Origin of the sequence: Mycobacterium paraffinicum (assembly GCF_001907675.1) — a bacterium.
Classification (GTDB): domain Bacteria; phylum Actinomycetota; class Actinomycetes; order Mycobacteriales; family Mycobacteriaceae; genus Mycobacterium; species Mycobacterium paraffinicum_A.
In genome coordinates this window covers 138,771-150,582 of record NZ_MPNT01000006.1, presented here as the reverse complement: position 1 = coordinate 150,582, position 11,812 = coordinate 138,771, and the positions used below count along the sequence as shown (strand labels likewise).

The 11,812-nt window shown below is 67.8% G+C and carries 7 protein-coding genes; 4 read left to right on the top strand and 3 right to left on the bottom strand.

The features are described from left to right. Positions 1 to 12: 12 nt before the first annotated feature. Entirely contained in the window at positions 13 to 3,522 is a 3,510-nt protein-coding gene (locus tag BRW65_RS09280; RefSeq protein WP_073873776.1) for a non-ribosomal peptide synthetase, read from the bottom strand. Between the two features lie 100 nt (positions 3,523 to 3,622). Between BRW65_RS09280 and BRW65_RS09275 the strand changes: the two genes are divergently transcribed. Then, positions 3,623 to 5,287 (top strand): (2,3-dihydroxybenzoyl)adenylate synthase, encoded by a 1,665-nt coding sequence (locus BRW65_RS09275; protein WP_073873774.1) that lies wholly within the window; start codon positions 3,623 to 3,625, stop codon positions 5,285 to 5,287. An 8-nt stretch (positions 5,288 to 5,295) separates the two neighbouring features. Here BRW65_RS09275 and BRW65_RS09270 read toward each other — a convergent pair whose 3' ends face one another. After that, entirely contained in the window at positions 5,296 to 5,910 is a 615-nt protein-coding gene (locus BRW65_RS09270) for a TetR/AcrR family transcriptional regulator (protein ID WP_073873771.1), read from the bottom strand. Between the two features lie 88 nt (positions 5,911 to 5,998). Continuing rightward, a complete protein-coding gene (locus tag BRW65_RS09265) occupies positions 5,999 to 6,745 on the bottom strand; it encodes a maleylpyruvate isomerase family mycothiol-dependent enzyme (RefSeq protein WP_073873769.1) in 747 nt (248 codons plus the stop codon). 958 nt (positions 6,746 to 7,703) lie between these two features. On the opposite strand from BRW65_RS09265, the gene BRW65_RS09260 reads away from it, so the two are divergent. From BRW65_RS09260 to BRW65_RS09250, 3 genes are all read left to right on the top strand, one after another. Next, on the top strand, positions 7,704 to 9,086 hold the full coding sequence (locus BRW65_RS09260; RefSeq protein ID WP_073873767.1) for a condensation domain-containing protein: 1,383 nt from the start codon (positions 7,704 to 7,706) through the stop codon (positions 9,084 to 9,086). An 89-nt stretch (positions 9,087 to 9,175) separates the two neighbouring features. Next, positions 9,176 to 10,525: a hypothetical protein gene (locus BRW65_RS09255; protein WP_073873921.1), complete on the top strand. Its 1,350-nt coding sequence runs from the start codon at positions 9,176 to 9,178 to the stop codon at positions 10,523 to 10,525. Further along, positions 10,522 to 11,769, top strand: coding sequence for a hypothetical protein (locus BRW65_RS09250; RefSeq protein WP_073873765.1), 1,248 nt, complete (start codon positions 10,522 to 10,524; stop codon positions 11,767 to 11,769). The genes BRW65_RS09255 and BRW65_RS09250 overlap by 4 nt, the downstream gene beginning before the upstream one ends. The last annotated feature ends 43 nt before the right edge of the window (positions 11,770 to 11,812 follow it).

Here is an 11,812-nt window from a genome sequence, read left to right as displayed (position 1 = left end):
CAGGGTCGGATGTCATTGTGCCGTCCCGGGTTTCGCGGTGTGGCGACTGGCCGACAGCACGGTGTCGGCGTCCAGCTCGATGACTTCGAGGTACAGCTCGGCAACCTGGTCCAGCCGGGCACCGTCCCGCTCGCGTTCGGTGAGCAATTTCGCGAGTGCCGCTACGGTTCGGGTGGCGAAGATGTCGGCAACCATGACGTTCGGGGTGTCCAGCCAGGTGCGAATACGGCCCACGGCCTGGGTGGCCAGCACCGAGTCGCCGCCGAGCGCGAAGAAGTCGTCGTCGCGACCCACCCGCTCCGTGCCGAGTAGGTCGCCCAGGAGCGTGGCGAGGGCGGATTGCAGCGGCGTCGCCGGGGCGCGGTAGCCGGGTTGCTCGGCCTCCGACACCGCGGCGCCCAGGTCGCGCGCGACGGCCCGGCGGTCGATCTTGCCCCCGTCGGTGAACGGGACCCGCTCCACCAACGCGAAGTGACGCGGAATCATATGCGCGGGAACGATTTCAGCCATCAGATCGGCAAGCCGCGCGGTGCTCAGCCGAACCCCGTCTTCGGGGCACACGGCGGCGGCCAACACGTCTGATCCCCCGGGTCCCGGGAGCAGGGCGGCCACCGCTATGCCCACCCCGGGCAGCCGGCGCAACCCTGCCTCGACCTCACCGAGTTCGACGCGATATCCGCTGATCTTGACCCGGTGATCGGCGCGGCCGACGAACTCGAGCGTGCCGTCGGGCCGATACCTGGCCAAGTCGCCGGTCCGGTACCACCGGCGTCCCGCGTCCTCGACGAAGCGCTCCGCGGTGAGATCGGGCCGCCCGCGATAGCCCCGCGCGACGCCGCGGCCGGACACCCAGAGCTCGCCGGCGACCCAGTCGGGGCAGTCGTCTCCCGCCTCGTTGACGACGCGGCAGGAGTTATTGGTCAGCGGCACCCCGTACGGCAGAGCGGTCCAGTCGGTCGGCAGCTTGTCAGGATCGCCGACTTCGAAAATGGTGTTGTGGACGGGGGTTTCGGTCGCACCGCCCAGACCGGCGAATCGCAGGTTCGGGGCCTCGGTCCGCAGCCGGCGGGCCAGCTCCGGGCGCACCCAGTCGCCCCCGGTGGGAATCACCCGCACGGAAGACAGCCGGCCGCAGCCGACTTCGATCAGCATCTCCAGCCAGCCCGGCATGAAGTGCAGCACGGTGACGTGGTGGGTGTCGATGAGCCGCGCCCACGCGTCGGGGTCGCGGCGCTGCGCTTCGTCGACCACCACGATCGACCCACCCGTCCCCAAGGTTACGAAGATGTCCATCACCGAGATGTCGCCCTCGAGCGTGGACAGGGCCAGGCATCGATCCGCGGGGCCGATGTCGAAGTGGCGGGCGATGAACTCCACGGTGTTCATCGCGGCGTCGTGCGTCACCTCAACACCCTTGGGCTCCCCGGTCGAGCCCGACGTGAACAAGACGTAGGCCAATTCGGCGGGATCGACTCTGACCAAGGCAATTTCGGCGTCGCCGGGCGGCTCGCGCAGCACATCGGCAAGGCAGAGCTCGGGCACCGGCAGGCTCAGCCGCTGCCCACCGCACACCACGGCCAGGCGCACGGCGCCGGTGCGCACGATGCGCTCCGCGCGGTCGCGCGGCTGGTCGATGCCGATCGGCAGGTAGACCGCGCCGATGCTCAGGATGCCCAGCAGCGCGGGCACCTGCTCGGCGGTCTTCGGGCCCATCACCGCGACCGTGTCGCCGGCGCCGACACCCGCCGCGCGCAATGCGGAGGCAACCGCCAGCGCCTGATCGCGCAGCTGCGCGTAGCTGAGGTCCCCGGAGCTGGCGAGTACTGCGGGCGCGTCGGGCCGTTGCTCGGCCTGCCGAAAGAACCCGTCGTGCAACGCTTCCCCGCTGGGTTCGGCGGTGCGGCCGTTGACCGCGTCGCGCACCGCGCGCTGGGAGTCCGGTAGCGGCGGCGGCCCGATCGCCTCCCAGCTGTCGTCCGCGGAGGCCAGCCTGAGCAATTCGTCGATGTGGTAGGCGAACATGGCGTCGACGACGCCAGGGGCGAAAACCCCTTCGCGCACATCCCAATTCACCAGGACGCCGCCGTCGAACTCGGTGACTTGAGCGTCGAGCAGCACCTGCGGGCCCTGGGAGATGATCCACGCGGGCGCGCCGAACTGGGCGGTGACGTCGCGGCTGAACAACTCGCCGAGTCCCAGCGCGCTGGTGAAGACCACCGGCGCCAGCACCTGCGTGCCGCGATGGCGGCTGAGGTCCCGCAGGACCGACAGCCCGGGATAGGCGGAGTGCGCGGCCGCCGACCGCATCGCGTCCTGCACCGCCCCTGCCCGCGCCGACGGGGTGCGCGCACCGGTGAGGTCGACGTCCAGCAGCAGAGACGAGGTGAAATCGCCGACCAACGCGTCGACATCGGGGTGCAGCGGCTGGCGGCCGAACAGGGGCACGTTCAGCAGGAAGCGCGAGGTGGTCGACCAGCGCGCCAGGGCGTTGGCGAAGGAGGCGGCCAGCGTCATCGCCGGAGTGACCCCGCGGGCCTGGGCGCGGGAAAAGAGGGCGTCACGGGTCTCGGGATCCAACCAGTGCCAGACCCGGGTGCTCCTGCGCGAACCGCGGTCGGCGGTGGTGGGGAGCGTCGGCGGATCCGGGAGTTGCGGTATGCGCTGCGCCCACCACGCCCGGGCCGCGTCGCGGGCCGGTTGGGGCCGCGCCTCTTCCGCCTCGATCGCGTGCCGGTACTGCCGGTAGGTGTAGGTCAACGGCGGCAGGTCGCGACCGGCATACAGGGCGGCCAGGTCATCCATCAGGGTCCGGTAGCTCATCGCGTCGGCGGCCTGCATGTCCAGATCGACGTGCAGGCGCGAGCGGTCCCCGGGCAGCCGCGTCAGGGCGAGCTCGAACACCGCGCCGTCGAGCTGCTGGTGCGATTTGGCGTCGCGGATGGCGGCCAGCCGCTGCTCGACCCCCGTGGTGTCCAGCTGGCGCAGGTCCTCGATCGTGACCGGGAATTCGCTGCCGGCTGCCGCGATGCGCTGGGTGCCGTCGGGCAGGAACTCGACCCGCAGCATGGGGTGGCGCCGGGCCAGCGCCGTGGCGGCCGCGCACAGCCGTGCGGGATCGATGGACCCGCCGTCGAATTCGACGTAGAGGTGTCCGGCCACCCCGCCAAGCTGTTGGTTGTCCTGGCGGCCGATCCACATCGCGTGCTGCATCGGGGCCAGCGGGAAGGGCTCGCCGGCAGCCGGGGCCGACTCGGTGGACGCCTCCCGGTGGGCCGGATTGGCCGGCGCCTCGGCGGTCACCAGCTCGGCCCAGGCCTCGACCGTGGGAGTCTCGGCCAGCGTGGCGAAATCGACGGCGACGCCCTGGCGGCGCCAGCGGCCCGCCAGGGTCATCATCCGAATGGAGTCCAGGCCTTGCGCGATGAGGTTGGCGCCTGGGTGGACGTCGCCGACACCGACGCCCAGCAGTTCGGCTACCTCTGCCCGGACGTCGTCAGCCGAGCGCGCGGAGGCACGCACCACGAAACCCTCCCTGAATTAGCACAGGCTGCCCTAAGTTGTGGTGGTTACCCTATCCTTACTGACGGATCACCGCTACTACGCCCCCCGTCTGAGGACCTCGATGACCGCGAACACACGGCAACCCCCGGCCGGGGCACTCGACGGGTTCGTGCCGTTCCCCGCCGATCGCGCGGCCGCCTACCGGGCGGCCGGCTACTGGGCGGGCCGAACTTTGGACACCGTCCTGAGCGACGCCGCGCGGCGCTGGCCCGACCGGACGGCCGTGCTCGACGCGGCAGGGGGCGTCGGCTTGAGCTACGCCCGGCTCGACGATCACGCCGGCCGCGCCGCCGCGGGACTGCGGGCGCTGGGCATCGAGCCCGGCGACCGGGTCCTGTTGCAACTGCCCAATGGGTGTCAGTTCGCGGTGGCGCTCTTCGGGCTGCTGCGGGCGGGCGCCATCCCGGTGATGTGCCTGCCCGGCCACCGGACGGCCGAATTGGGACACTTTGCCACCGTTAGCCAGGCCACCGCGTTGGTGATCGCCGCCGCGGCAAACGGTTTCGATTACCGCGCCATGGCGCACGAACTCGTCGCGGACCATCCGACGCTCGAACACGTCATCGTCGACGGTGACCCTGGCAAGTTCAGCTCGTGGACGCAGCTGTGCGATCAAGCCACCGCCCCGGCGCGGCCCGCGCCACCGGCCGACCCGGGATCCCCTGCCTTGCTTCTCGTTTCGGGCGGCACCACCGGCACTCCCAAACTGATCCCGCGCACCCACGATGACTATGTGTTCAACGCGACCGCCAGCGCGCAGGTGTGCGGGCTCACCGGCGACGACGTCTATCTGGTGCTGCTGTCGGCCGGCCACAACTTCCCGCTGGCCTGCCCCGGCCTGCTCGGCGCCATGACGGTGGGCGCCACCACCGTGTTCGGCACCGATCCGAGCCCCGAGGCCGCCTTCGCCGCCATCGAACGCCACGGCGTCACGGTCACCGCGCTGGTGCCGGCCCTGGCAAAGCTGTGGGCGCAGGCCTGCGAGTGGGAGCCGGTGACGCCTAAGTCCTTGCGGCTCTTGCAAGTTGGCGGCGCCAAGCTTGAGGCGGACGACGCCCGCCTGATCCGCGCCGCCTTGACGCCGGGGCTGCAGCAGGTGTTCGGTATGGCGGAGGGGCTGTTGAACTACACCCGGCCGGACGATCCGCCCGAGGTCGTCGACCACACCCAGGGGCGGCCGCTGTGCGTGGCGGACGAGTTGCGAGTGGTCGACGCCGACGGCGAACCGGTCGCCCCGGGCGAGGAAGGCGAGCTGCTGGTGCGCGGACCGTACACGCTCAACGGCTATTACCGCGCGGAGCGCGACAACGAGCGCTGCTTCGACCCCGCCGGCTTCTTCCGCACCGGTGACCTGGTCCGAATCCGGCCAGACGGCTACCTGACCGTCACCGGCCGGGTCAAGGACGTGATCTGCCGGGGCGGCGAGACCATCTCCGCCGCGGACCTCGAGGAGCAGATGCTCAGCCACCCGTCCGTGTTCTCCGCGGCAGCGGTGCCGCTGCCCGACTCATACCTGGGCGAAAAGATCTGCGCCGCGGTCGTATTCACCGGGCCGGAGCTGACGCTGGCGGAGCTGAACGCCCATCTCGACCAACGTGGCGTGGCCGCCCATGCCCGACCCGACGTGCTTGTCGCGATGAAAGCGCTACCGACCACCCCGATCGGGAAGATCGACAAAAAGGCGATCGCGCGCCAGATTTCGGCCCGACCAGCGCCCAGCTCATAACATATGCGTTAGCCGTCCTTGGCGCGCAGGGCGTTCACAAGCCGATCCATCACCGCGCCGGCATCCGCGCGCGCTTTCCGCTGATCGTCCGCGCGGGCGATGTAAAGCGTTGCCTCGCGCAGCGCCCCCATGACGGTTAAGGCCGTAGCCTCAACGGGCTGGCGCGGAATGCTGCCGGACTCGATCGCGTCGTTCAGCAGCGCCGTCACGAATCCGATGTTGTATCGATGCCCGATGTCGCTCCAGCGTTCCCAACCGAGGACGGCGAGCGCCTCCAGCAGCACTATGCGCTGAACCTCGGGATCGGAGCATGCGTCCAACCACAGGCCCGCGCACAGTCGCATGATTTCGACCGGGTCGGTGTGCCCCGCGGCCGCGACGGCGTCGACCATGCGGGTGGCCATCTCCCCCTCCACTTGCTCGAACACCGCTGCGAAAAGCTCTGTCTTGTCAGCGAAATGGTGATACAGGGCGCCGCGCGTCACACCCGCGTCCCGCACGATAGTCTCGAGCGACGACTCCGCGAATCCCAACGATGCAAAGAGGGGCCGGGCGGCGCTGATCAAGGCGCCCCGCGTGTCGGCGGCACGCTCGGCCTGTGTCCGGCGACCATCCTGCGCCATGCGACCCCTCACCTTTCACGCCTCGTATGCATTCTCATACATACCGCATGAAGGTGGTGAGAGGCGCTACCGCGCGAGGCGGCGTCGGTCAGAACACCCTGAGCCGGCGGACGATGTCCAAAGCCGACGGGTCGCCCTCCGCCGCGACGGCCAGGCCTTCCCAGGTGCCGCGCTGCGTGACCCACCGAACGAACGCTTGCGAGTCGGAGGTGATCCGCGCGGCCACATCGCCCTCGGCGCCGAGGCGCAGGGTCCTGGCGCACAACCCATTCAGCCGGACCTCGACTCCGACGGGTAAAGCGTTGAGCAGGTGCGTGTTCTGTTGCGGCAGCGCCGCCTCGATCCAGGCGAGTGTAGGGGCAAGCCGCAGTTCGTCGACGGTCGGCGGATCCGACTGCAACGGTCCGTCCGGAGCGAACAAGTCGTACCGGAGATGGATGAAGGACTCGAAGACGAAGGTGGTGGGCACCACCGAGGCCGGATAGGTTCCGACATCCCCAATCGGTATGTCGATGTCTTGGCCTTCCACCGCGGCGAGCACCTCCAGCCCTCGTGCACTGACTGCCCGGTAGTCGGCCACGACGTCTGCCGGCGTCATCCAGCGACGTGATTCGACGTAGAGGTCCGCGGCGCGTTCGGCCGGCAGCCCACCAGGATCGGGCAGCGTCGACGGATCGACCGCCAACCAATAGCTACATGCCATGTGCGACAGGAGATCCTGCACGGACCAACCGGAACATCCGCTGTCCTCCGCCCACATCGAAACGGGCAGTCCCGAGCAGACCTCTAAGACAAGTCCGCGTTCCTCCGCGATGGCGTCGAGCGTCGCACTCACGATTCCCAACCTCCTAGATACATACCGTATGTATAAACATACACACTGCATGTATGGAGTCAAGGCCGCACTGGTTTCGGGTTTCCGACAACCCTTGGCGTTCGCCCTACACCCTTGTCGCCTCGCTCCAATCGTCCTGCTGCGCCGGCGTTTCCGTTGGCGGCCAAAACCGTTGTGGCCAGCCAGGGCTGGAGAAGCACCCGGAAGAGTTCCGCGTGGAAATGCCCGGATCCGGCGCGCTTACTCCGCAAAGAAGATGGCCGGACCCGTTCAAGCCTTTCAACGCGCGCCGGTCATATGCGCCGGCTCGAATGTAAAAACGTTGCCCGACACTGCGATAGCCAGCCGTAGGTTGCCACCCGGGTGCGATCTGGCGTCGTCAACGGAGAACCGCGGCGGCCGCGTTCGCATTGTGGATAGCCGCTTCGTCGGTCGGATGACGGGCGCAGGAGATTTCTTTGACTGGTACTATTCCGCCGTAACCGAACCTGAGATATGGTGATCGAGGCGTCGTTCCGCAGGCCCGGGGGTGGCATGAATGGCATCGCCGAGATAGCGCCAGCTATCCGGGATGATCGGGCCGAGGCGTCGAGCAAAACGGCTTTTGGCAGTAGTTGCGAGTTAGCCACGCGCGCCAATTAATCGGTCCGCGTTGTGGTTACCTGGCACGGCAAGACGACGGCGATCGGGCGGGTCTTCTGCATTCTCGTGCGATTGTCACGCCCGAGGAGAATCGTTTATGAGTGCGTCGCGCGACGATCTGACGGAATTCACGGCGTCAAGTCGAACCAGAGTGAGCCAAATCACTTCTGCGTATTCGACGCAGCTAGCGGCACGGCCGCTTGCTGAGCTCGCGGTGCGCAATTCCCTCGACGGTCATATTGATCCGGCAACCAATGCAGGGTCACGTTAAGGTCATCCGGACCGGCGTCGCCTACTGACGGAGGAAAGGTCGCGCATGTTCCTGGGCACGGTTGACGACTGGACAGCCGAGGGCACCGTCGTATCGTGGTTTCCCACCGCTAGTACCTACGAGCAGGCAGCCGAAGCGCAATATCATCCGGCGGCGGTCAGCTATCAGCAGTGCCAGCATCTTCGGTATTACCGCCGCCAGGTCAGCCGGGGCCGCGACATCCCGCGACTGTGCATAGGAGCCTGGGAGATTCGGGGCGTCTGCGACATCGATGCGATGACCCATGCCCTGAATAGCCATGTGCGGCGGCATGACGCCTACCACGACCGATTCGCCTTGGGTGACAGTGACGAGGTGGTTCGCTACGTTATTGCCGACCCGGATAACATAACGCTGGCACCAACGGATCTCGGGGAAATGGCCCCACACCAGATCCGCAAACTGATTCTCGATACGCCCGATCCGCTGCAATGGGACTGCTTCAGCTTCGGAATCATCCAGGGTGAAGACCGCTTCACCATCTTCATTGCAGTGGATCACTTGCGCGCCGACGGCATGTCGGCCGGTGTGATCTTCCTGGACATCCAGACGGCCTACTTCGCCGCGCTGCAGAAGTCGCCAGTTGCGCCGATACCCGCACCTAGCCACCGCGAATACAGCGCGCGGCAACGCGCTTATACCGCAAGCTTGGATGCCGATTCGCCCGAAATTCGGCGTTGGCGGGCGTTTCTCGCGGCGAACAATGGCCTGCTGCCCCGATTTCCCCTGGAACTGGGCGAGGCAGCCGCCGATACGCCGGGGGCCATCGATGTGTTCGACCTCATCGATGACGACCAGGGCCGGCGATTCGAGGCGGCGTGTCGCGCCGCGGGAGCCCGCTTCAGTGGCGGGGTGTTCGCCTGCGCTGCCCTCGCCGAGCATCGGTTGACCGGCGCGCCCACCTACTTCGGGCTGACGCCGTTCGACAACCGCCGAGACCCCGCCCACGCCACCGCAGTCGGGTGGCTGGCCAGCTTCGTCCCCTTGGCGATCCCCACTGCCGGTGCGTCATTCGACGAGGTGGTCAGCGCCGCCCAGGCGTCCTTCGACGCGAACACGGCCCTTGGCGCGGTGCCCTATTACCACCTGCTCGAGACGACCCACGACCAGTTCGAGGTCCCGGACCGACCCGTCCCGATGTTGTCCTTCATCGACATCCGGAAGCTGCCGTTCGGTGACTATTTCGACGGATTGCGCGCCGGCATCTGGGGTGACAACCGGCTGTCGGAGACGGTGTGCATGTGGGTCAATCGCATGCACGACGGCACACAATTGGTGGTCGCCTATCCGGGCACCGATGTCGCCCACGAGTCCATCCAGCGCTACGTCGAGACGTTGCGTGCCGAATTCACGCGAGTGTGCGACGCCGGGTTGTACACCCGCGCCTGATGGATTTGCGTTCTCCCGCGCGGGGTCCCGGCATCGAGACCCAGCGCAGACGTGTCGGCGGGCCGCGCCGCGAGCACGGCGAAACTCCGGTGCCGAAGTTGGCATTGCTGGACCAGGCCGCTTTCTTACGGCTGCGCGCCACCGGTCAAGGCAGTACTGTGCAGTGCACGTGGGTGTACGACCGCGACGTGGATATCGACCAATTGCGGGTCTTCCGCGCCAATCTCGCCGGGGGCCTTCTCGGACGCCGGATCGAGCGTTCGCCGTTGCCGTTCGGGCGTCACCGCTGGGTGGCCGACTACCGCTCACCCGATATCGCGCTGGAACCACGCCGACCCCGGTCGGAGCTCGGTGCGTGGGTCGAACAACGGGCGCAGGTGCCCGTCGATCCCGAGTTCGGGCCGACGTTTCACCTCGGCGTGCTGCCGTTTGACGGTGGCGGTGCGGCGGTCACCTTGGTGGCATCGCATTGTGTGGTCGACGGGCTCGGACTCATCGCGGCAATAACGGAGGCGGTCAACGCGGAGGGCCGTAAACATCGCTATCCGCAGCCGAATTCGCGCGGCCGGCTGCGGGTCGTCTTCGAGGACCTGGCCGATGCGGTTAACGCCTTGCCGGCGGTCATCCGCGCGCTGATCGCGACTCTGACGATCTTGCTCAGGGCGTCGTCCGGCCCGCGGGTTTCGCCCGCGCGGCGGCGACCACGTCCGCCTCTGCCGATCGACGACGAGCGCACCGCGCTGCCATCGGTCACGATGCAAACCGACGCCGCGGCATGGGAAGCGCGCGCGTGTGCCCTCAACGGAAGCAGCAACACACTATTCGTCGCATTCGCGGCTCGGCTGGCTCACCGGATGGATAGGGTGCTTGCCGACGGAAATTCGGTGACGGTCGTCCTTCCGGTCAGCGATCGCACTCCCGATGACGACCGGGCGAACGCGTTGACTTCGATCACGCTCGCCGTCGACGCAGTGGCGGCGGTCGACGACTTGAGCCCCGTGCGGGCGGATGTCAAGAGGCTGCTGACGTCGCTGCAGCGGCAACCCAACGAATTGCTTGCCGGATTGCCGCTCATTCCGTTCACGCCACGATGGCTGGTCCGGCGCGCCGAGGGCGTTGCCATGTCGGCCGGTCAACTTCCGGTTGGCTGCTCCAACCTGGGGAGCCTGGACGCCGCCGTGGGCCGCATCGACGGAGCGGACGCAGCCGAGGTATGCATCCGGCTGGCCGAGCAGGGCATCACACGTCGCCGCATCGAGCAAAACCATGGCCAACTGTTCTGCAGCACAGGAACGTTCAACGGTAGCCGGTTTCTCAACGTCATCGCGTGCCGAAGCGGGACCGACAGTGCGGCGGCCGCCCGCGAGCTCGCCTGTAGCGCGCTGGCCGACCTGCAGCTGTCCGCCACCACCGTCTACGCGGGCCGGACCGGACGGTGACCCTGGACGTCGAGCCGGACCGGCGCGCATACCGCCACAGGTACGCGGCCGGCGCCGCCGCGATCGCGGCTTGGGCGCTGGCCGTGATGTGGTTTGCGATCAAAGTCGTTCCGCTCGACGTGTACTGGATGTCGTACTACGCCGCCGACTACACGCACGGGTTCGTGCGCCGCGGGCTCGGCGGTGAACTGGTTGGCTTGCTCCCCGGGCACTACTTCGCGGTCACGCTCGGTCTGCGGTGGCTGTCGACGGCGGTCTATCTGTGCGGCCTGGCAGTGGTCGCGGGTGTGGTGCTCTTTGGCCGCCGTCGGTCCGAGCGGGGGCTGATGGTTGCGCTGCTGATTCCGTTGCTGCCCTTCGGTGTTCCGTTTGCGGCGTATTCGGCCCGGCCGGACCTGTTCGGCGGGGCGGCCCTGGCGCTGTTCTCTTCTGCGTTGGTGTTGGTGCGTTCCCGCAAGGTCGCGATGACATGGTGCGCGGCCTACGGCGCCGCGATCGCGGCGTTGACGCTGGTGCACGAGGCGATCGGCCTGCAGTTTGCGCTGGGGGCGGTGCTGGGGATCGTCGCCCTGGGCGGTGCGCTGGGAACCGATCGGGGTCCGGGCGCCCTCCTGGCGGTGACGCCGGGAGTCTGCACGACGGCCGCGGTGGGGGCGTTCGGCCGGCACGGCATCGCGGCTCAACTGTGTGCGTCGGTCCCCCATCGCGTGATGCCCAACCCGTTTGCCACGGTCACGTCGCCGACCACCTTGCTGCACTATGTTGTTGACGGGCAATCCATTCGAACCGACTATCACGACTGGGTGTGCCGCAACGTGATGCCGAATTACGACAACGGAATCGGCGATGCCGTCCGCGCCGTCGGCCACATCGGCATGCTCGGTCTCACGGTCTCTCTGATCTTCGGCGCCGGCGCCCTGGTGCTGAGCATGTGGGGGCTCAGTACCATATCGGGCGTGCCGCTCGGCACGTTCGTCGAGGCGCTGCGGGGCCGGATGACGTGGGTCGCCGGCGGGCTGCTGTTGATCGGTCCGGTCTTTTTGACCGGCTATGACTGGACTCGCTGGCTGACGATCGTGACGTTCGATGTCGGCGTGGTGTTCATCCTCTTCGCGGCGGGCCGGCCGGAGATCGAGTGCGCGCCCACGCGAAAAGCGCTGCGTTTCTTCATTTTTCTCGCCGTAACATTCGCGCTGATCCCGGTGGGCACCGTTCCGGGTTTCGGTGGACCGCGGATGATGTAACCTTTGTCAGGTCTATTTCGGCGACCCGAGCCATCCCCCCTTG

Bases quoted from the DNA above. Each gene is read 5' to 3' on its own strand.
- BRW65_RS09275 (WP_073873774.1), top strand. From the start codon at position 3,623: ATGACCGCGAACACACGGCAACCCCCGGCCGGGGCACTCGACGGGTTC.
- BRW65_RS09270 (WP_073873771.1), bottom strand. From the start codon at position 5,910: ATGGCGCAGGATGGTCGCCGGACACAGGCCGAGCGTGCCGCCGACACG.
- BRW65_RS09260 (WP_073873767.1), top strand. From the start codon at position 7,704: ATGTTCCTGGGCACGGTTGACGACTGGACAGCCGAGGGCACCGTCGTA.